The following is a 22,065-nucleotide window of genomic DNA, read 5'->3' on the forward strand; positions in this document are numbered from 1 at the left end:
GGGGGCTGGTACCGGTGGCGTCGTTGAGCACGCGGGCGCGGTAGGTGACGACGAGAGTGTTGTTGGAGTTGTTGTTGGCGGCGGGCTGGTCGTCCACGCCGGTGTTGACGAGGTTGCCGAAGTTCCAGGTGAGCGTGCCGGTGGCGTTGGTGGCGGGGGCGGTGGAGCCGGTGACAGGAACGGTGTAGGCGAGGGGCTGGGTGGCGGTGGGCGTGCCGCCGTGGGGGGCGGGCGTGATGGAAACGGTGTTGATAAAGGCGAGGCCGGCGGGGAGTTGGTCGGTGATCCTGAAGTTGTTAAGGGTGCCTTCCTGAAGGGTGGCGGTGACGGTGTAGGTAACGATGTCGCCGATGCGGAAGCCGCCGGTGCGCGGGGAGTCGCCGGGCGTATCGTCAGCCTTGCGGGGCAGGGGGTCGTCACCGGTGCGAACCTTGGCGATCACGCTGGTGTCGCGGGCGGTGACGGTGGTGTTGAGGAGGCGATGGTAATTGTTGGGAAGCGTGGCCGTTTCCGGGAACGGCAGGGCCGGAGAGGCGCGTTCGCCGTATTCGGCGCCGGAGGAGGCGACGGCGGGGGTTGCTGGAAGGATGGCTTGCAGGTCGGGGCCGGGAGTGCCGTCGAGCGAGGTCCAGTCGGCGGTGAGTTTCGAGGCGTAGGGCTGGCCGGGGCGCGAGGTGTCGGCGACAAGCGTCCGGTAGGTGAAGGTGAGGCTGGCCCCAAGGGCGAGGTCGTGGTCGGTGGCGCCGGCGGTGCGGTCGCGGCCCCAGGTGAGCACAAAGCCGGTGGAGATGTCGCCGGTGATCTCGGGGTTGCCGAGGGCGGGGAGGCTGGTGGAGTCGGGCACGTAGGAGACGCCGGGGGGCAGGGTGGCGATGATACGCAGATCGTACGCAGGGGAATAGGTGCCGCCAGTGGTGTTGGTGAGGACGGTCTGGTATTGGAGGATGTCGCCGGCGTCGGGAGCATTGGTGGCGTCATTACCGTTGATCGTGGTGACGTAGGAGCCGGAGGGGTTGCGGGTCTGATTGCGAACGCCGTGGGTGATGGTCAGCACGGGCTCGGCAATGGTGGCGGTGATGGAGGTGATGTTGGTCTTGGCCGGACTGCCTGTGTTGGCGAAGGAGAACTGGGCGTTGTTGGTCAGGGTGGTAGTGCGGGTGTTGGCAGCGATGTTGCGGACTTGGGCGACGTAGCGGATGTAAACGGTGCGATCGGCGTCAGCGCCGGTGTTAACGAGCACGTTGTCGGCGAATTTCCATGTGAGGCTGAGCGGGTTGCCGGCCAAGGGCGAAGCGGGGGTATGCGGGGTTTGCGGGGTGCCGGGAACACCGCTCACGAGGGTGGGCTGGACGCGTGAGCCGGAGTCGATGGCGGAGCCGAACTGGACGGATTCAAGGGTGAGGAGGCCGAGGCCGGCGGGGAGTTGGTCATAGACGCGGAGGCTGGGGATGGTGCCTTGCGGGAGGATGAGGCCGATCTCGTAGCGGATCTGTTCGCCGATCTGGACGGTGGTCGAGGTATCGCTGCCGACCGAGGTGGCGATGATGCGCTTCTGGGTATCGACAATGGTGATGGGGTTGACCGTCACGTTGGCGCTGGTAGTGGCGCTGTAGTAGCGGGGGGCGGAGGGAGTGCTGTTGGCGGCGAGGGCGGTGCCCTGCATCGCGAGCTGATTGGTCGATTTGCCACTGGCATCCACCGGCACGGAGTAGGCGATGGCCGAGGCGTTGTTGGTCAGGGTCTCGTTGGGATTGACGGTGTTTTGGAGGGTGCCGCGATAGAGGAAGATGATCTGGTTGCCCGTGCCGTTGTCGAGGCGTGCCAGATTGGCGCCGATGGTGCCGAAAACGGCGTTGGTCGGGTCGAAGGTGATGGTGTTGGTCGGGACGTCGATGGCACCGAGGCCGTTGGTGGCGATGGTGGTGCCGTTGGTGGAGCGGCCTCGGTTGGCGGAGGTGGTGTCCAGCACGATCTTGGCCGGCACGGTGTCGGTAACGCGGAGAGAGTGGAAGGGACGAGCGGCGGCGGCGTTACTCGTGATCACAATCTTGTATTCCACAACATCGCCCGCCTGACCGGCGGTGGTGGCGTTGAAGGTGGTCTCGCTCTTGGTCAGATTGCGGACGGTCTTGGCGATGGTCAGGTCGGAGTCGCCGGGACGGCGGATGACGACCGAGTCTTGCTGGTAAAGGTCGGCGACCGCGACGCCGGTGTTGCCGGCGGTGGGGACGGTGCCGATGTCGGCCAGACCGCCGTAGTTGTTGGCCGAGGGCGGGTAGAAGGTGACGCCGAGGTAATCGAAGCGCAGGCCGGCGCGGTTGTAGCGGGTGGCGTCGTCGTTGTTATTGTTGCCGCCAGCGGCGAGGTTCTGGGCTCGGGCGACGAGGTCGAAAGCGATGGTTTTGCCGGTGGCGGTGTCGGCGGCGGTGAGATTGGGGACGGAAAAGGTGAGGAGGCCGCTGGTGGCGTTGGTGGCGGTGCCCGCGTTGTTGGTGGCAGAGGCGAGGGTGAGCGTGCCGGCGGTGTGCCCCGTGCCAGTGGTGCTGACGAAGGGTGTGGAGCCGACGCGGACGAAGCCGAAATTGTTATCGTCGTTGGCGGTGCGGGAGCCTCGGCGGAGTTGGTCGAAGACGCGGATGTTGGTGACGGCATCCTCGGCACCGCGGATGGTGGCGGTGACGCGCCAGGTGACGTCCTCGCCGATCAGCGCGTAGTTGGCGGAGGAGGAGCCGTCGGGCTCGGAGGTGGACTGACGGGTCTTGGCGAGGGTGACGCCGAGGACGCGCTGGGCGCGCTGGTCGAGCGAGTAGTTGTGGTTGATGGTGGTGCCGTTCTGGCTGCGGGCCTCGCCCTTGGCTTCGAGGAGGAGGGAGAGGGGGCCGCTGGAACTGGTCGCGTTGTAGTTGGCGGCGACGGTGATGACGGCCGAGGCGTCCTTGGCGAGGGTGCCAACCTGGGCGGAGGTGAAGGTGTAAATGTTGCCCGATTTGGTGGCCGTGCCGCCGGTGCCGCCAACGCCGGGGGTGGTGAGGGTGACGGTGACACTCGACCAGCCGGTGCCGGCGGTGAGCTTGAGGTTGATGAAATCGGCGATGGAGGCGGCGTCACCGACGTTGGTGACGGTGAAGGTAAAGTTGGTGGTGCCGGTGGCGGTGAGGAGGGTGTTGCCCGAGTTGGGGCCGACGGCGGTGATGTCGAGGTTGGGGCTCTTCAGGTCGAGTTCGGTGTCGTTGACAGGACTGGTGGCGGTGTTGCAGGCGTTTCTGTAGGTGAGGGTGAGGCGGTTGGTGGCGGTGCGGGGAAGCGAGGGGTCGCGGGCAGTGCCGTTTTCCGTGGTGGCAAGGTCAGGGAAGCTGCTGGCGAAGGTGGTGTCGGCGACGGTGGGGCGGACGTAATAAGTGAGGGTCACACGGTCCATGTAGCGGACGATGTGGTTGAAGCCGTTGAAGCCGACGGTGGTGCCGCCGGTGAAGGTGAAGGTGGGCTTGGCGGTGTTGGTGTTGTTGACCGTGACGCCGGTGATGGGCTCGGTGGGGCTGCCGTTGTTGGGGCTGCCCGACATGCGGGTGTGGGTGAAGGTGGGGGCGACCGTGGTGTCGAACACCATGTCGGGGTTGTCCGCGCCGCCTGAGAGACGGAAGTGGTCTTCGAGCACGAGGGCGTAGGCGTTGCCGCCGAGGTTCTCGATGGTGACGGTGACTTTGGCGCGACCTCCGTTGAGGTATTCGATGCTCTGGGAGAGCGTGGCGCTCCCGCTACCGATGGTGGGCTGGAGGACGAGGCTGGCGGTGTCAGAGGGGGTGCCGGGGGCGGAGATGGTGTTGCGCTGGCCGGCGGCGGGAGCGGAGCAGCCCCAAGTGACATCGACGAGGGGGGAGAGGGTGCCGGAGGCGCAAGTGTTGCCGATGGTCTCGGTGATGAGGTAGGTGGCGGTGGCTCCGGCGGCGATGGTGGTGGCGCTGGAGATGACGAAGGGGGTATTGGCGCTTAGCGTCTGGGTGCCGGTGATGCCGGGGCCGCTGATGGTGGCGGTGTTGCCCGTGCCGGTGCCGGTGAGCTGGTCGGTGATGCGGAGATACATGGCAGGGATGTTGCCGGTGTTCTGGACGGTGACCTGCCACTCGATGACGTCGCCGCGACCGCCGTAAACGGTCTCGGTATAGTTGGTGTTGGGCTGGTTGGCGGTCTTGTTGCGGCCGGTCTTGTTGACGACGATGACGGGGCGCTGGACGGGGATGCTAAAGGTGTCGCCGGGAGATCCGTCGGCGGGGAAGGCGATGGTGTCGCCGCAGACGCGGGTGCCGCTGGCGGAAACGTTGAGGCCGGGGGTGGCGCTGGTGCTGAAGACGGAGGAGTTGGTCTGGATGGGAATTTCAAGCCGGATGGTGTCGCCGGGCTGGAGCTTGGAGAGGGCGGAGATTTGGGTGGAAGTCCAGGTGTAGGGGGAGCCGGAGGCACCGGTGCCAGTGGGAGCAGAGGCGGCGTTCAGGAGGGTACCGCCGTTGACGCTGTATTTGACAGTGCCGTTGATGGTGATGCCAGTGGTGGAGGGGGAGGTAACCTCTTTGATGACGGCGTTATTGATCTGGGTGGGGCCGGTGTTGCGGAGGATGACGACGATGGTGCCGGAGTCGCAGAGCTTGGCGACCGAGCCGCTGGTGTCGTGGAGAATCTGCATTTTGCCGGAGGGAAAGACGTAGGCGGGGGAGGAAATGATGACGGTCTGCTGCTGGATGGCGTCACAACCCCAGAAGGCCTGGATGGTGGTGGCGCCGATGTTCGCACCACAGCCGGTGCCAGTGCCGACCTTGGCGACGATGGTGCGGGTCAGGGTCGCGCCAGAGGCGATGGTGCCAAGGTTCCATGTGAGGACCTGACGCCCGCTGCCATCCGTGGTCAGGACGTAGCCGGTGGTGGTGCCGGTATCGACCGTGATGCCGGTGGGCAGGGTGGTGACAACTTGCGAGCCGTAGGCGGCGCCGGCGTCGGTGTTGGTGGCGTTGATGACGTAAGTGACGGTATCGCCGACGACGCTGAGAGTTTCGGGGGTGACGCGGAGGGCGAGGGTGGCCTTGCGGATGGCGGAGGGGGTGTAGGTGGTGGTGGAGTTGTAGGCGCGGTTGGTGGTGGGCGTGTCAACGACGGTGTCCCACGAGTCGTAATTGACGCGGGCGGTGAGGGAGCGGGGGGTGGTGTCGCCGTTGGCGTAGGCCTTGCGGCGGACACGGACGGTGATGGTGCCGTTGCCAGTGAGGGCATCGCCGGTGTATTGGAAGGTGGGGTTGGTGCCGCCATTGGCGGTGTAGGTGATATTGCCGGAGGAGAAAACACCGCCGTAGGTGGGAGTGTAGCCGGTGTCGTAAACGTAGTCGGTGCCGCTGTTGAGGAGGGTGACGAGGATGTCGCGGGCCTGTTTGGCGTTGGCGTTGGAGACGGTGAGGGTGAGGAGTTCGTCTTTACAGACTTCGAGGGTGGCGGGGAGAGAGAGGGCGATCTGGGCCTGGGCGCGGGCGAGGGTGTAGAAAACGCCTTGGGTAAAGGTGGATTGGGTGGGGGTATTGCAACCGCCCGGGCTACCGGTGCCTGCGCCAGCGAGGTTGAGGGTGGTAGTCTGGGTGACGGCGAGGGTGTAGGGGGCCGAGGAAACGGCGGCGTCGGTGGCGGTGACGTAGTAGCGGAACTCGACCGATTTGTTGGCGACGGCATCGCCGCCGGTCACGCTGTTGAGGAAGCCGAGATTGATGCTGAAGCCGGGGCTTGAGAGGGAGAGCGAAGCGTAGGGAACCCAAAGCCAAGAACTCCAAGAGCCCGCGCCGGTGCGCCAGCGATACTCGACACCGGACTGGCTGCCGCTGCGCCGGGTCAGGCTCATCTGGGTGTTCGGGATCTCGCCGAAACGGTCGCGGTAGGTGGAGCCGGTCCAGGTGCCGGGGTAGGTGGAGCCAAAGGTGTAGCCAGCCTCAAGGGGGATGAACTCGCCCTCGCCAGCGTCGCGGGTGCCGAGGGTGCCAAGGGTGCTGGAGTCGGCGTTTCCGGTCTCATAGAGACCACCGGTGGGCGAGCCGGTGACGTTGAAGAACTGGGAGGCGACGAGACCGGGGTTGTTGGAGATCAGGAAACTGGCGCTGGCGGTGGCGTTGAGCGTACAGCTCCTGTTGGTGGTCAGGTTGTTGGTGCTGGCGGTGTTGATCGGCTGGGTGCCAGCGTTGCAGGGATCGTTGGCGACGGCAAAGTTAATGGTCAGCGTGTGGCTGGTACCGTTGGTGCTAAACCTGGCCCTGGGAACGGTCCAAGTGACGGTCTGACCGGACCTGTTGACGGTGATGCCCGTGCCGGAGGAAAAGGTGTGACTGAGGTATTCGACCGCGGCGGGGAGGACATCGGTGACGATGATATTAGTGGGCGAGCTGATATTACTGACGTTGTTCGCGGAAAGGGTGAGGGTGTAGGAGCCCTGCTCGCCGATGGCGAGACGGTCGGAGCTGACGGTCTTGGTCAAGGTGAGGGAGGGGGCGTCGGTGGGAGGGAGGACGTTCTGGGTCTGGATGGGGATGAAGTAGGGGTCACCGCAGGCGTTGGTGTAGGAGGGGGAATAGGTGATGGTGCCGTTGCCGTAGGTGGTGCAGGGGTTGGTGATGGAGAGGGTATAGGAGAGGGTGGCGGAGCCGCCGTTGGGGATGGTGCCGCTGTTGGCAGTATAGGTGAAGACGCCGTTGGAATAGGTCCAGCCGGCGGCGACGTTGCCAACGGTGAGGCCGGCGGGGATGGCGGCGTTGAGCTTGAAGGACTGGGCGGCGCCGAGGCCGGTGTTGTTGATAGGGAAGGAAACCGCGACGGCGTTGTTGTAGCTGAGGGTGACGGCAGAGGGGGAATAGACGACGAGGGGCTGCTGAAAATTGAGTTGGACGGCAGCGGTGGCCTCCGTGGTGGCGGTGCCGGTGGCGTAGTGTCGGCTGACGACCGTGTTGGTGATGTCGCCGCATTTGTTGACCTTGGCGGTGGCGGTGGCGGTGAAGGTGGCTCCGGGGGCCAGGTAGGGGATGGTGAGGACGGGGGAGGAACCGGTGACGCCGGGGGTGGAACTGGTGAGGGTTTGGAGGACGAGGTTGCCGTTGGCGCCGGTGATGGCGGATTCGTCGATGGTGACGTCGAAGAGGCCGCCAAGGCCGGTGTTGGTGACGGTAATGTTGAAGGTCGCCGTTTCGCCCACGGCCTTCTCTTGCTGGGGGGGGGTGACGGTGATGGTGCTGTCGCCCGCGCGCAGGGTGATGTTGAGGCTGGAGGTCGTTGGGCTGGTGATGCGGGAGCCGTTATCGGTGGCGGAGTAGCTGCTGCCGTGGGTGATGGCGGGCGTGCCGGGGGTGGCGGTGGACCCGGCGAGGATTTTGTAGGTGAGGACAACCTTGGCTCCGACGGGAAGATCGTAGGAGCCGCCGCTCTGCGTGAGGTTGACGGTGAGGTTGGGGGCGGTGCCGGAGAAGGAGGCGGTGACGGCGGGCGAAGGTGTCGGGGTAATCACGACCGCGGGCGTGCCGACCGTGGTCACGTTGGCCGGAAGGGTGACGGAGGGGCGGAAGTCGAAAGCGGTGGCGTCGCCGGTGTTGGTGTAGGTGACGGTAATGGTGTCGCCGTTGGTCGAGCCGGAGTTGGAGCCGTTCCAAACTTTGCCGAGATCCATGTAGGTGCGGGAGCCGTCGGCGGCGGTGAAGGATTGGGCGCTGTTGGAAATGGCGGCGGCGGCGCGGGCCTGCGGCGTGGCGAAGAAGAAGAGGAGGAGGAAGAGAAGAAAGCCAGAGGCCAGAAAAGGGAAGAGGCGGGCGGGACGCCCGCGCCACGTGGCAGACTTTCGGTTTGCTGGAGGGGTCATCGCGCGTCCTCCGTTTTTTTGAAGCTGGCCCATTTGAAGAGGTTTTCGTCGAACTTGATGCGCAGGCTCAGGAAGAGGCCCTGCGAGGTGCTGGCAGTGTCGAAATCGCGGTCGGTGAAGCCGACAATGTTGTAGCCGAGCCCGATGCGTACGTTTTTTGTGAATACACGGCCAATCTCGGGGCCGACGGCATACTGGGCGTTGCCGAAGGATTCGGAGAAGGTGACGGCGAGGTTGAGGCCAATGTCCCACTTTTCGGTGATCTCCCAGATGGCGCGTCCGGCGAGGAGGTGGGCGAAGTAGTCGGCGTCGCCACCGTAGCCGTCGCGCTCGATGACAAACTTGCCGGCGTAGTGGCCGGAAAATATCCAGCGCTGCGAGGGCTGGTAGTTGACGCTGGTGGCAAGGGTGTGGACCTGTCTGCGCATGGTTTCGTCGCCAAGGGAGGCGGAGCCTCGTTCGTATTTGTACTCGTAGCGGAAAAGGGCGTTCCATTCGTCCTTCTCCGTCTGGCGCCAGGCAAGGCCGGCGAGGAGGCGGCCTTGCCAGAGGTCGGTCGAGTCGGCGGTGTCGTAAAGCTGGGTGTTGAGAATGGAGCGTCCCAGAAAGGTCCACTGCTCGTTGAGTTTCCGGGCGTAGCCGAAGGTGTTCAAATAGTTGTCACCGGAATCGGCCCAGCGGCCTTCGATGCGGCCGGTGGCCTTCCAGTCGGCGGGACGGGTGTATTCGAAGGCGGCGGTGGCGGCGGTGGATTCGTTGGTGCTGTCGCCGTCGAAGGGGGTGACGCGCTCGAAGGTGGTGTTGAGGCGGAGTCCGTCAGCGACGTTCCAGAGATTGCGCAGGCCGGTGGAAGCCTCGGCCTGGCCGCCGTCAACGGCATCGGCCACGCGGTATTCGTTATAAAATGACGCGTCTTTCAAATACTCGGTCTCGACGCCGATGAGGGTACGGTTGTTTTGCTGGCTGGTGTTGAGCTCGAAATCGCTGCCGAGCGACGAGATGAATTCCTGGCGGGCATAGAGGCGGGTCTTGGTGCTGACCTGATAGGCACCGCCGGCGGCGACGAGGCGCTGGTCGGCCTCGACGACGTCCTGCTCGTACTCGGCGAAGACGCTGGCCTGCGGAACCCGGGGCACGGGCGTATCGACGCGGGCACGCACGCTGCGCACGGTGATGGGAGTGTCGGCGGCATTGGGGCCGGGGTTGGCGGGTGTGGTGGTTTCCTCGCTGTAACGGGCTCCGGTGGTGAGGCGCACCTGATTTTCAAAGGTGTAGGCGATGTCGGCGCGCACGCCCTTGAGGTTGCCGGAGCCAGCGACGTCCTCGGTGTAAATGCCCTCGCCGATCAACTGGGTGCGGGGAGCGAGCTGGCGGGTGATCTTGGCCCCGCCTTCGACGCGACCGGCGTTGAGGGAGGCGGAGGGATTGTTGAAGGTTTCCTCGGTCTTGCCGAAGAAGACGCGAGCCTCGGTCCCGGCGGACTGGTGGCGCAGATCGACGCGGCCGGCGTAGCCGACGGAGCGCGAGAGATCAGAGGGTGTAAGGAGGGAATCACTACGCGCGCCCTCGACCATGAGGTAGGTGCCGGCGGCGAGGCGGAGGGTGGCATTGGCGCTTTGCAGGTCGTAGGGAGCGGCGGGGTTTTCGTCGCGGGCAAAGGAGCCGCCAACCTCGAAGCGTTCAAAGAGTTTGATCTGCGCGTCGCCGCCATAGACCCAGAACTTGGGGCCGCCGGCATCGACTTCATAGGTGATGCGAATGGACTGGGGATTGAAATTAGAATCGACGGAGGCAACGGGGCGGCGCAGGAGGAGGCGTCCGCTGAAGGGCTCGAAATCGTAGTCCACGTTGCGGGTGAGCACGGTGGTCTTGAGTATGACGGAGCTTTGGTTGCGGTCGCGCACGAGAACTTCGACAGTCTCGCTGCCACGGACGCCGTCGCCGGAGGAGAAGTTGAAGGGACCGGAGGTGCCGTTGGCGGGGAGTTCGCCGATGACTTGCGTGGTGCTGTCGTCGCTGGCCCAGAGGCCGCCCTTGAAGCGCGAGGTTTCGTGCTGCACGCGAACACCGTTGAGGCTGCGGTTGTAGTCGCCGAGTTCGCGGGCCTCGGATTCGGAGCGGGTGTTGTAGTCGCCGAGGAGGAGCCAGGAGCGGTTTTTGTCGATGCGCACGTAGAGTTTGCCGGTGGACTGGGCGTCGTAGCCTTTGACAGAGGAGTCGCCGTAAACGGGGTAGTAGGCGTCGGGGTCGATGTCGCGGAAGAGTTCCACGTCGTCCTTTTTCTTGTCGGAATCGTAGGCGATGGTGAGGAGGGCGTCGCCTTTGATCTTTCCCTTGAGATAAAAGGCGGCGCGACCGGAGGCTGTACCGTCGGAACCGATACCGGCGTTGTTGCGCAGTTCGGATTCGAAGGCGTCGGCGGGGGAGACGGGGATGAGGGCGTCGGAACTGAGTTTGTTGAGGGCGAAACGGCCTTCGATGATGCCGGCGGCAATCATGGGGCGGAGTTCGGGGAGGAAAGCGATGCGCCCGGCGGCCTTCATCGTGCCGCTGGAGATGGCGATGCGGGCTTCGCCGGGCTCGATCGGCGGGATGAGGCGGTAAACGCCGCGGCCTCCGGTGAACACGACCTGGACACCGGGTTCGTCGGGGTTGACGTCGGCGGCGTCCCAGCGTCCGAGGGTGGTTTCGAGCGTGAGGGGCATGCTGGCGGTGACGGGAACTCCGGAGGCATCGACAGCGGTGACGGTGACTTCGAGCGGGGTGCGTCCGTCGGCAACGGGAGCGGGCGTGGAATAGGCGAGCTGGAAGCGGGCGAGTTCGCCGGGGGCTGTAATGGTAATTTCGGTACGGGCGCGTTCGTTGCCGAAGAGGTCGCTCTGGATGAGGGTGAGTGTGTTGGGGCCGGGCTGGAGCGGGAGGGCTATGTATTCGACAGCCTGGATCGGGGGGAGGCCGGGGGTGGTTTGCTGGACGGTTTTGCCGATGCGGGACTCGGGGGCGGGCTGGCTGTTGACGAGGAGCGAGAGGCGGGCTTCGAGGGCGCCCTTGACCCGGAGGGTGGCCTGGGTGGCGGGGAGGGTGTCGCCGTCGCGCAGGTCGATGAAGCCGGGGGCGTCGTCGGCGAGGGTGGCGGTGAGTTTTTCCAGATCGACGATGGGCACGGGGGCGACGGGACCGGGGGGCAGGCTGGAGTTGGCCGGAGTGAGGGTTCCTTCGGGGAGCACGGGAGCGAAGGAGAGGGGCGAGCCGGAGGCGTTGCCGCGGATGAAGCCGGCAGCGGACTGGCCCTTGGGGTCGCTGACGAGCGTGGGAGTGCCGTCGGCGTTGAAGTTGCGATCAAGCACGGTGGCGATTTCGGGTTGCCAGGTGTCGATCTGTTTGCGGCGCGCCTCGATGGCGGCAAGGAGTCCGGGCGTGGGGTCCACAAGCATGAAGTTGGCTTTGTGAAGTTCGTAATTTTTGAGATCGACGAATCGGGAGCCGGGGTCGCCGGCGAAGCGCGGGCTCTTGCCGCCGAGTTTTGCGCCGGGGGGGAGGGTGTGCGGGTCGAGCTTGAGGACGTGGGTGATGGGGCGCTGGCCGTAGATGCTGTACTGGCCTTCGCCATCGGTGATGGCGAAGGTGCCGTCTTCGAGGAGGAGGCGCACGCCGGGGACGCCGGGCTCGCCGGGGTCCTGGATGTCGTTGGCATTGGTATCCACGAATACGGTACCGATGATGACGGCCTTGGGGTCGAAGATGCCGGCGTCGACCTTGACTCGGTGGGTGTCGGTGTTGCTGGAGAGGACAGGCGGGCCGTAGCTGGTGGCCTGCGCGGTGTTGATGCCGTTGCCTTTCTCCGCGCCGGGAGTGAGGCGCACGCGGTAGGTGACGATGACGGAGTCGCCGTCGTCAAGGGTGCCGACAGGGAAGCGGAGGCGGGGTCCGACGCCGCCCGCGGGATCGGCGGTGGTGACGGCGCCGGTACTCTTGCGGACGAGGCGGGTGGTGCCGCGTTCGTAGCGGAAACCGGGGGGCAGGGTGTCGTCGATGAAGGTGTAGGGGAAGGGTGCGCCGGAGTCGTTGGCGAGTTTCAGTTCGTAGATGACGGAGTCGCCAATCTCGGCGGTGTCGCGCGAGCCTTTCTTTTCGAAGACGAAGTTGTCGGCGATGGTGGTGTCGAGCGGGATGTCGAGTTGCACTGCGCCGGTGGTGAGGTCGATGGGGAAGGCGTTGCCGTAGGAACCGCCGGAAAGGGAGCCGAGGTGAATGAGGCGCCCAGCGGGCTGGCCACCGGGGGGGATGACGCTGGGAAAGATGTAGCCATCAGGCGGGGCGACGACGATGCGGTAAACGCCGGGGGGGACGGCAGGGAAATTGAACTCGCCAACGGCGGCGGTCGTCTGGCGGTTGCTGATGAGGTCACCTTCGAAATTGCGGACCTCGGTGGCGTCGGCAAAGACGCCGGGCGAAATCTCGCGTTGCAGGGTGACGATGGCACCGGAGACGGGCTCACCGGTGCGACTGTCGTACACGATGCCGAATGGGTCGATGAGGATGCGGCTGCTGATCTCGACGCCATGGCAATCCTGGATGCGGGCGGTGAGCAGGTCCTTGCGCACGGTTTGCAGGATACGGTCGCCGAGGACGGCGCTGGCGGATTGCTGCGTGGGCACGAGGTTGTAGGCGGGATCGTAAACGGAGAGCACGTTGGGGTGCGTGTTGACGATGTAGAAGCCGGTGTTGTGGCCGGTCTCGATGGCGGTGAAGGTCTCGCCGTCCTGAGTGTCGCGGGAGACGATGATGACGGTGACCATGCGGCGCACGGGGTCGGGCGGATAGGGCAGCGTGCCGCAGGAGCCGCCCTCAACACCGACGTAAAGATTGCCACCCGCGCGGGTGGCAATGACGTGGTTGGTGAAGGGGGGGGTGTAGTAGCCGATGGCGGGCTGACGCTCGGGGACTTTGAGGGTGGCGACGTTGGAGCTGAGGGAGATGGGTTCGGTGCCGGTCAGGGCCTGGATGATGGCGATGTTGTGAATGGCGCCGGAGGCGCTGGCATCGACGCGGACGCGGAAGGAGACGCTAAAGGAATCGCCGGGGTTGATGGGGGGGAAGGCAAAGGCCACGGCATCCACCCAGGCAAGTCCGCCGGAGGGAGGCGTGGTGGTGTAGGCGTCGGCGGCGGCGCCGATGGTGTGATAGAGCGGGGTGGCGGGGCCGGTCTGGACGAAGGAAACGAGGGAGAGATCGTCGGGCAGTGTGTCGCGGACGATCACGGCGGCAGTGGGTGCGCCGTCAATGGTGACGGGGACAGGCAAGAGGGCGATGGGATGGTTGTTCGTGCCGGTGAGAGTATAGACAACGGTGTCTCCGGCGACGGCGGTGGGAGCGCTGACGCTTTTGGAAAACTGGATGCCGCCGACGCCGACGAGGACAGTGTCGGTGTTGGTGACGGGGGGGGGGGGGGCGGGGGCGGCGAGCGCGGCCTGAAGCTGGAGGCGTGCCTGGCCGGTGAGGGCGGTGCCGGCGACGCGGCCGATGAGGAGCACGCGCAACTCGCCGCCGGCGGGCAGGGTGACGGTGTGTCCGGCCGGTGACGTAGTGGAAAATGGATACAGCGATTCTCCGGTATCGAATTCTCCATTACCGTTGATGTCGATGGCCAGGGCGGTCTGCTCCAAGTCGAAGCCGCCGCCGGGGAGGCGCGAGGGGGTGAGGGTGTAGGTGCCGGTGTCGTTGCCGGTGTTGGTAAGGATGTGGGGAAACACAAACCACGCGCCGGGCGTGGCGGCGGCGATGCGGTCGGCCTGCAAGTCGAGGCCGGGAACGCCGGTGACTACAGCCTGCACGGTGTTGGAGAGGAGGGTGCGAGACTGATAGGTCAGGGGGTCAACGTAAGTGAGCCCAGCCTGGCTTCGGATGATCGTGCCCGGCGCGGGTGGCGTGGCGCGGAGGACGACAGGCGCGAGGACGGCGAACGCGCATGCAACCGTCGGGACCAGCGCGAGAAGCGCGGCAGGAAGCGAGCGGAAGGTGCAGGCGAAAAGCCGGACAAAGCGGAGCATCACTGGAAGAGTGAAAGTGCCAAGCGCTGGGTGCTATGAGCGGAGAGGTTGAAAGAGATGGGCGCCGCCCGCCCACATGAATGACTCACTGCGGGCGGCGCCTCTTTGCAGGTCCGGCAACTCTGACTGGGTTGCCGGAGAAGTGTCGTTAGTCCGATTGGTTACTGGTTGATCTTCACCGCGAAGGTGATGGTGGCCTTCGCCGCGGGTTTGAGCGTGCCGATGTCCACGGTGATCACGCCGTCCGCCTGGGTGAAGGTGCCGGGCGCTGGTGAGGCTCCGGTGTTATCCGTGTAGGTGACGGTGCCATAAGGAGCAGATCCGTAGGTGGTGTCGAACGTGGTGTTGGCCGGGGCGGTGTCGTTGACGGTGATGCTGGTGGCATCGGCCGAACCGGTGTTGGTCACGGTGACTTGATACAGGATGCGCGTGCCGGGAGGCGCGGTGAGTTGCGCCGTGGTGAAGGGTAAGTCAGGCTCGCCGTCGGTGTTCGCATCGAGCGCCTGCTTTTTCTCCACCGACAAGTCACCGCGGGTGACGCTGGTGGTGTCGAAGTTGGAGATCGGCGCGACGATGGTGATGCCGTTAAGCGGGCCAGTGGCATTGGTGGTCACTGTCACCGTGAGGGTGGTGGCGTTGCTGGCGTTGTCGGGCGCGCCGAGCGGGGCGAAGACCTTCACGAAGAGGCGGATTTGCTGGCCGGACGCGAGGCCGCCGGAGAGTCCGCTGATGCCGTTGAGGGCCGTGGTGACGACCGGGTCAGCAGAGTCGAGGATGCCGTCGCCGTTGGCATCGTAGTAGAGCACGGAGGTGAAGCCGATGGCAGACAGGGAGTCATGGAGGGCATCGAAACCGATCGTACTGCCGGTGGTGTTGCCTTCGGTGACGTTGCTGTTGTTCTTCAGGATGTGCTCGTAAACGACGGAGCCGCCGGGATAGGTCTGGCCGACCTGGTCGGTCTGGAGCGAGAGGCCGCGGATGACGTTGACGGTGACTTGGTCGTGGATGGTATCGACCGCCGCAGCGTTGATGGGCGAGGCGACCTTGAAGAAGATCGACTCGTCACCGGCCTTGTATCCGGCGGGCACGGACACGACGGCGTAGATCACCTTGGAGCCGCCGGCAGGAATGGAACCGGTGTTGGACACGACCGGGCCAGTGGCGCTGCCTTCATGGAAGACGACCGTCCAGCCAGCGGGAAGCGCCCCGATGGAGGAGGGGGTGCCGCCACCGGAAGACAGATTGAAGCTGTCGGCAAAGGGACCGGTGTTGTTCACATAAAGAGTGAACGTGGTGCTGGAACCAGGATTGGTGGCGTTGGTCACGATGGCGGACGATTCGGGGCCAATACCCTTGCCATCCTCCGTGTCGGCACCTCCGGCGATCGTCTTGTTGTTGGTCAGATCCACGCTGGCGCCGACGATGGCGGCGAGGGTGTCGTCGCCATTGGAGGTTTTGGTGGGATCGACGGTCGAGGTGGCCGTCTTGGTAACCTTGAAGCCAGAGCCACCGTTGTTGCCGGAGGCGTTGGTGGGAAGGATGGCCTTGAGGACAACGGTGTATTTACCGCCGGGTGCGAGAGGGCCGGTGTCGGGCGTGCTGTTGCCGTTGGAGTCTCCGAGCGGCGTTTGTCCGTCGTTCTGGTAGAGCTGGAAGGTGGTGCCGGAGGGGAAGTTGCTGTTGCCAACGGTGATGTCGAAGGTGTCGATGCCGGAGCCGGTGTTTTCCACGACGTTGTGCCAGACGACGGTGGAGCCGGCGGGCGCGCCGGTGGACGGGATTTCGCTGGCCGCGTCGCCGGGCGTGCCGGGCTTGGTGTTGTCCTGCGGCGTGGTGTCACCTGTCAGCGTGGAGCTCACGTCCTGAAGGATGGTGAAGGGCACGGTGTTGGTGTTGTAGGGCGTGCCGGAGGGAGCGCTTCCATTCTCGGTGAAGTCGTAGGTGGCCGTGTTGGGCGCGGGGGCGGGAAGGACGATGGGAGGGATGTTGGTCGTGAAATACGTCCGGGCGTTGACCGTCACATCAAAGGTGATGAAACCAGACTGGCCGGGGGCGACCTTCTGGATCACAGCCTCAAGAGTATTGGTACCGGCTCCGTTCTCATAGCGATAAGCGATCTGGTTGGGATCGGTGCCCTGATAGGTGGTGCCCTCATCTGTGTCGCTCAGAGCAGTTGCCCCGAGCACGGACCAGCGGGCGCTGCCAGCGACGTAGGTGAGGCCGGCGGGGATCACGTCCTTGAGGGTGACCTTGGTGGCGGTGGCGTTGCCGGTGTTGGTGTAGGTAATGGTATATTTGATACCAGTGGCCGCGGGCAGGCCGGAGGGGGTGTTGATGGCCTTGGTGACGTTGAGCACCGCGCCGCTGACGACGGTGACGGTGTCGGTGTTGGTGATGGCCCCGAGGGTCGATCCCGCGAGAGTGGTCGCCGCCGTGATGCTGACTATGCCCGTATTACCGGCGGTGGCTGTCGGCGGCACGATGCCGACGAGGACAACATGAAACTCCGCGCCAGGCGCGAGCGGTCCGGTGGTGGTGATGGGCGTGTAGTTGTCGGGCAGACCGTCCTGATTGCTGTCCGGATAGATGAAGAAGGACGTCAGATTGAAGTCATCCGTGCTCGTATTCTGCGCCGGCGTGAGCGTGAAGGTGTCGATGCCGTTACCCGTATTGGTGAGGGTGTGCGGGAAATACACCTGGCTGCCGGGCGTCGCGACTTTTTGCTGGAGGTCGGTGACGAGCGTGAAGCCTGCGACTTGCGTGACGGTGGTGATGACGGTGTTGGAGAACACCTCGCGGACGACTGCGGAGGCGTCCGTGTAGGTGGCTTTGGCCTGGTTGCCGATGGGCGTGTTGGCGAGCGGTGCAGCCGCGTAGGCGATCAACGCCAACCCGGCGATTGTCAGCCCGGCGAGGACCGTGCGCAGCCAATTGCCGCGCCGGCCCCGGGAGGGCGGATGGGATGTGGTAGTGTTCATTGTGTGATGTTTCCTGAGTTTCCGAGTGGGGAAATTGTTAGTTGCTGGTTGTTGGTTGCTGGTTGCCGGCGGAAGACGAGGGCAGGGCGAAGGGCAGCGTGCGGTTGACGGTGGCGCGCACGATGATGGTCACGGAGGCGGCGGGCTTGAGTTCTGGGATGCTCCAACGCAGTGCGCGCACCTGCTCCAGAGCCACGGGCTGGCCGGCGGCGTCGCGCAGCGGCAGGGGCGAAAATGTCGCGCCATCGAGACTCGCGGATACAGGTGCCAGGGGTGTCTTCGCGGCGGCAAGCCAGGTCAGGCCCTCGGGGATGGGAATCTCGGGCGCGACGTTGGTAAGCGTGCGGTCCGTGGTGTTCGCGTAGGTGGCGCGATACTCGATGATGTCGCCCGGCGCGGCGGCCTCGGCGGCAACGAACCCCTCGCGTCCATCGGCCTGGGCAACGACCTTGACGGCCTCAAGCGAGGCGGTAAGTGCATCGGCGGCAATGGCGTAGGAGACAGCGGACGCCAGCGAGGCGGCCGCGAGCAGCAAGACAAGCAATGTCTTTTTCATGTGTGTGGTAGTGATGGCTGACAGACTGAGTGCGGTGAAACCGACACGAACCGACGCCCCGAAAACCACTGCGGCAGGACACCGTGAAAAACGTCACGAAGACCTGTGCGCCGGCACGGAAATGCGATTCGCTCAAGAAAGGTCTGACGTATTTCTTTGACGCATAACAGTGCCACGTCTGGGTAAATTTACCTATATTAAGAATGGGTAAAGATACCTTAATTATGACAAACATCCCCTAATTCCGCTCCACGACCAAGACCATATCCCACAAGGGAGATCCTAAAAATTCATTTTTGCACAGAAGATAACCAAGAGAACGAAGAGAAAGACAGGAAACACAATGTGTTTTAATTTATTTATCTTCAATAGGTTGTTAAAAACAAAAGTTCCATCTCAATTGGTTGTCTTCGTTGTCTTCGTTACCTTCTGTGCAATTTTTAGAACCTCCCACAAGATATGGAGACTTCACCTGAACAATCGCCGAAACCTGAAATCTGGAATGCTGCATATGAAACCCGCCAAACATCCGGTCACACACCGCCGCCGACATTCTGATGATTGGCAAACTGCCGCCACCGCCCGGCACGGCTTTCAGCTTTTGGACGTTTCAGCCTTCCCCTCATGACCCCCAACGTCCCGGTACGCACCGCGCTGATTGTTGATGACTTCAGGTTTAACCGAATGCTCCTGCGCAGCACCCTCGTGCGCCTTGGCTACGCCGTGGCGGAGGCCGTCGATGCCCAGGAAGCGTTTGTCTGTTTGGAACGGCAGCGTTTCCACGTCGTTTTTCTCGACTGGCTCTTGCCCGGCACCCGGGGTGACACCGTAGCCCGTCACATCAGGGAAAAATACCCGGACCTGCTCATCATTGCCATCACCGCCGACACGAGCGAAGAGATGCGCGCCGAGTGTTTTTCCGCAGGCGTGGACGGCTTTCTGGCCAAAGCGTTCGACACCACCAGCGTCCAAGCCATGCTCGCCACCGCTCCGGGCAACCGGGAAAACGGTCGAACCTCCTCCCGCCCCCCCTTCGCCCAAGCACCGGCGGCGGCACAGACCACGGCAAGTAAAGAGCCGCGAAACACCGCCGCTCCCGCCACACCACCCAAGGCCCAGCAGCAGCCCCCCCCCCCCTACCCTGCCCCGCTTCCCGCGGCTGGCATCCGCGCCGTGCTCGCCAATCACTCCAGCCAGTTTCCCGGCGGACTCACCGAGGCGCTCCAACATTGCCGGGCGCAGTTTGACGCCGAATGGCAACGCCTCGTCCAGTCCCTTGAAACCGGCCAGCAGGACCGCGCCATCCTCGCGGCGCACAATCTCGGCTCGCTCGCCGGCATCGTTGGCGCGCCCACCATTCACGACGCCGCCCATGCCTGCGAAAACGCCCTGCGCGGAGTCCCCGCCGGACCGACCGTGAAGGAATCCATGGCTCACCTCGCCACTGTGCTCGCCGCCATACAATCCGACCTCGCCGGGACCACGGAAAAAGCTAACGCCTGAAACGCCACGCTGCGTGGAAAAATCAATAGGGAGGTCCTAAAAATTCATTTTTGCACAGAAGGTAACCAAGAAAACGAAGATAAAGACAGGGAGCGTAATATGTTTTAATCTATTTGTTTTCAATAGGTTATTGAAAACAGAAGTTCCATCTCAATTGGTTGTCTTCGTTTTCTTCGTTACCTTTTGTGCAATTTTTAGAGGTTCCCAATACGCACAAAACGGCAGCCGGGCAGGCTGCCGTCACTCTGACAAAGCGACCGGGAGCGAACCGCTGCTCCCTCAGTCAGTATTTTTTCACCGCACCGTCACGGGGATGACCACCTCGCCGGCCCCATAGCCCTTGAGGAACAGACTGCCGGTGCCCGGCGAGCCACCTTGGACAGTGACCGTGGCGCTGGTGCTGCCGCCAGGGACATTGACCTCCGGCATGACGACGCTCTGCGGGATGTCGGTCGTGACGTCGAGGAACAGCCCGCCCGCCGGAGCCGGCGTCGGCAGCGTGAAGGTGAGGGACTGGCTGTGGCCCGTGGTCAGCGAAAGCGCCGACGGAGTCACCTGCACGGAACCCGGATCAACACGGAAAGTGCCAACCGGCGACGTGCCGCTGGAGCCGGTGACCGACACCGCATAATTGCGACCGGCGGCCACCGCGGGCACGTAGAAGGCAAGCGCGTTGGCCGAATCGTAGGCGGTGCGAACAGGTTCGCCGTCAAACGCCACCGAATCCTGCGGCGTGAAGCCGCGCCCCACGATCGTGACGCGCGCGCCGACGGGACCGCGGTTGGTCTCCAGCGAAAGCACGTAACGACCCACGATGCGGGAACGGATCACATCCGTATAAGCCTCCTTGGCGAAGGCGGTGCCACCAGCGTTTTGTACCTTATAATTGGCAACGTAGTAGTAGGCGATCTCGTCGCGCCCGGACGGGAGCTGGTAGTCGAACTCGTAGATATTCTGGCCCAGTTCGCTCGGCTTCATTTGGAAATTCTGCCCGTCCAGGACGATGCGCACGACAAGGCTCCCGGGGACGACGCTGACGCCCTTCAGGTCGATGCGCGTCGAGAAAGTAAAGATGCGCGAAGGATTGTCAGGAATCGCTTCGGGCGTGAGGTTGGTGATTTGCAGATTGCAGCCCGCGAGGAGCAGGCACGCAGCCACGGTGGCGAGAATAGCGGTGAGTCGTTTCATGTTAAGATGAGTGAGCTTGGAAGGTTGCCATTTTCACGGAAAAACCAAGTTGACGGAACGCAACAGAAAGCCCCCCCCTTGGCAATGAGCGAAATGCGAACAGAAGAAGCGAAAATACAAAACGGCGGATCACTTGGACTCTACATTCACGTGCCGTTTTGTGCGCGCACCTGTGATTTCTGCGCCTTTTACCAAGAATCCCCCACCGCTCAAAGCATCCGCGACTACCTGCAAACCCTGCCCCGCGAAGCCGCGCTGGTGGAGTGGGATCAACCGATTTCGACGATTTTTTTCGGAGGCGGCACCCCCGGCCTGCTCTCCCCCCGCGACCTCGACACCCTGTGCGGCATCGTCCACGACATCTGCGAACGCGCGGCACACGCAGCCTCCCCCCCCCCCCCCGCCGCCACGCCCACCTCGCCCGCCGAGTGGTCCGTGGAGATGGCGCCCGGCTCCGTCACGACAGAACGGCTGGCGGTGCTGCGCGACGCCGGCGTCACGCGCATCTCGATGGGCGCGCAGTCATTTCAACCCGCGCTGCTCGACGCGCTGGGCCGCCAGCACACGCGCGAACAAGTCTTTCGCGCCTACGACCGCGTGCGCGCGGCGGGCTTTGCCAGCGTCAACATCGACATGATGTTTGCCCTCCCCGGCCAGGACGAAACCGCCTGGATCGCCGACCTGGAGCAAGCCATCGCCCTCGCCCCCGACCACCTCTCGACCTACTGCCTGACCTTCGAGGAGGACACCAAGCTCTGGGTCAAACTCTCCCAAAGCAAAGTGAAGCTCGACCCCGAACACGAAGCGCGACTCTACGAGACCACCTGGGCGCGACTGGCGCAGGCCGGCTACGCCCAATACGAAATCTCCAACTTCGCCCGGCCCGGCCACGCCTGTCTCCACAATCTGAATACCTGGCGCATGCACACCTGGGCCGGCCTCGGCCCCGCCGCCGCCTCGCAACACGCCGGCTGGCGCGGCGCGAACATCGCCGACCTCACGCAATGGCGGGCGCACGTGGACGCAGGCCGCCGGGCCACGGAAGACCGCACCCCGCTCACCCCCGCGCTCCTCATGGAAGATGCCGCGATCTTCGGCCTCCGCATGAACGAAGGCGTGGACCTCGACGCGCTCGCCGCCCGCTTTCCCGACGCCGAGGCCCGCCTGCCCCTTGCCCGCCTGCGCGCCGCCGCCGCGCGCCTCGTTGCCACCGGCCTCGCCGAACAGACGGACAACGGCAACAACGACGGCCACCACCACCTGCGCCTCACCCCGCGCGGACGCCTCCTTGCCGACGCCGTGGGCGCGGAACTCGTCGGTGCCCTGACCGAGGCAGCCGCATAACAGGACGGGGCAAAAACGAAAGAGTGCGGGGCAGATGAAGCGCGCATTGCTTTTCCTCAATCCCCTCTGCACAACTCCACCTCTATGACTAAAAAACGCCTCCCTGCCCTCCTCGGCCTCGCCCTCGCAGCCCTGACGGCAACCCTCCTCTTTTCCGGCTGCAACTCCTCAAGCAAGACCAAAAACTACCCGGTGATCGTCACCCGCTTCCTCATCGAAGCGCGCGCCAACGAAGCCGGCGCCCCCGTCACCCTGCCGCAAAGCGGGCTCACCTTCAACGTGCGCACCAGCCCCCAGTTCACCGAATACGACATCGTCAAGGTCACCCAAGCCAAGTCCGACCTCGGCCCCTTCCTCGTCTTTCAACTCACACCGCAAGCCGCCCGCGACCTCTATCGCTTTAGCGTCACCAACCAAGGACTGCGCCTGCTCCTCACCCTCAACGGCGACGCTGTCGGTGCACGCCTCATCGACGGAGCCTTCGCCGATGGCACCATCATGACCTACGTCGAAGTGGACGACGACGAACTCCCCGACCTCGTCAAAAACATCAACAAAACCTCCACCGATATTCAGGTG

8 protein-coding genes are annotated in these 22,065 nt (G+C 64.3%); 3 read left to right on the forward strand and 5 right to left on the reverse strand.

Annotated elements, in window-relative coordinates; all coding sequences use genetic code 11:
• From OBACDRAFT_RS30510 to OBACDRAFT_RS03705, 4 genes are all read right to left on the reverse strand, one after another.
• Window positions 1–7,867 (reverse strand): isopeptide-forming domain-containing fimbrial protein (locus OBACDRAFT_RS30510; protein WP_157836903.1); only part of this gene is annotated, 7,867 nt, incomplete at its 3' end.
• Complete coding sequence (locus OBACDRAFT_RS03695; protein WP_425601732.1) at window positions 7,864–12,666, reverse strand: hypothetical protein; 4,803 nt, start codon at window positions 12,664–12,666, stop codon at window positions 7,864–7,866. The genes OBACDRAFT_RS03695 and OBACDRAFT_RS30510, both read right to left, overlap by 4 nt.
• Window positions 12,667–14,078: 1,412 nt before the next feature.
• Window positions 14,079–16,895 carry a DUF11 domain-containing protein gene (locus OBACDRAFT_RS03700; RefSeq protein WP_043582905.1) on the reverse strand — a complete coding sequence of 939 codons (2,817 nt, stop codon included), beginning with the start codon at window positions 16,893–16,895 and terminating at the stop codon, window positions 14,079–14,081.
• 37 nt (window positions 16,896–16,932) lie between these two features.
• The gene (locus tag OBACDRAFT_RS03705) at window positions 16,933–17,451 is read right to left on the reverse strand and encodes a hypothetical protein (RefSeq protein WP_052361034.1); all 519 of its coding nucleotides are present in this window, start codon (window positions 17,449–17,451) and stop codon (window positions 16,933–16,935) included.
• A 624-nt stretch (window positions 17,452–18,075) separates the two neighbouring features.
• Between OBACDRAFT_RS03705 and OBACDRAFT_RS03710 the strand changes: the two genes are divergently transcribed.
• Window positions 18,076–18,954, forward strand: coding sequence for an Hpt domain-containing response regulator (locus OBACDRAFT_RS03710; RefSeq protein WP_043582907.1), 879 nt, complete (start codon window positions 18,076–18,078; stop codon window positions 18,952–18,954).
• 294 nt (window positions 18,955–19,248) lie between these two features.
• On the opposite strand, the gene OBACDRAFT_RS03715 is transcribed toward OBACDRAFT_RS03710, so the two are convergent.
• A complete protein-coding gene (locus OBACDRAFT_RS03715) occupies window positions 19,249–20,142 on the reverse strand; it encodes an IPT/TIG domain-containing protein (protein ID WP_043582909.1) in 894 nt (297 codons plus the stop codon).
• 84 nt (window positions 20,143–20,226) lie between these two features.
• Between OBACDRAFT_RS03715 and hemW the strand changes: the two genes are divergently transcribed.
• Window positions 20,227–21,486: a radical SAM family heme chaperone HemW gene (hemW, locus tag OBACDRAFT_RS03720; RefSeq protein ID WP_043582911.1), complete on the forward strand. Its 1,260-nt coding sequence runs from the start codon at window positions 20,227–20,229 to the stop codon at window positions 21,484–21,486.
• A gap of 84 nt (window positions 21,487–21,570) precedes the next feature.
• Window positions 21,571–22,065 (forward strand): hypothetical protein (locus OBACDRAFT_RS03725; RefSeq protein WP_043582913.1); only part of this gene is annotated, 495 nt, incomplete at its 3' end.

Source organism: Geminisphaera colitermitum TAV2 (assembly GCF_000171235.2).
GTDB classification, from domain to species: Bacteria; Verrucomicrobiota; Verrucomicrobiia; order Opitutales; family Opitutaceae; genus Geminisphaera; species Geminisphaera colitermitum.

Excerpts from the sequence above, each read along its gene's own strand:
- OBACDRAFT_RS03695 (WP_425601732.1), bottom strand. The coding sequence starts at position 12,666 with ATGGTCACCGTCATCATCGTCTCCCGCGACACTCAGGACGGCGAGACC.
- OBACDRAFT_RS03700 (WP_043582905.1), bottom strand. The coding sequence starts at position 16,895 with ATGAACACTACCACATCCCATCCGCCCTCCCGGGGCCGGCGCGGCAAT.
- OBACDRAFT_RS03705 (WP_052361034.1), bottom strand. The coding sequence starts at position 17,451 with ATGAAAAAGACATTGCTTGTCTTGCTGCTCGCGGCCGCCTCGCTGGCG.
- OBACDRAFT_RS03710 (WP_043582907.1), top strand. The coding sequence starts at position 18,076 with ATGACCCCCAACGTCCCGGTACGCACCGCGCTGATTGTTGATGACTTC.
- OBACDRAFT_RS03715 (WP_043582909.1), bottom strand. The coding sequence starts at position 20,142 with ATGAAACGACTCACCGCTATTCTCGCCACCGTGGCTGCGTGCCTGCTC.
- hemW (WP_043582911.1), top strand. The coding sequence starts at position 20,227 with ATGAGCGAAATGCGAACAGAAGAAGCGAAAATACAAAACGGCGGATCA.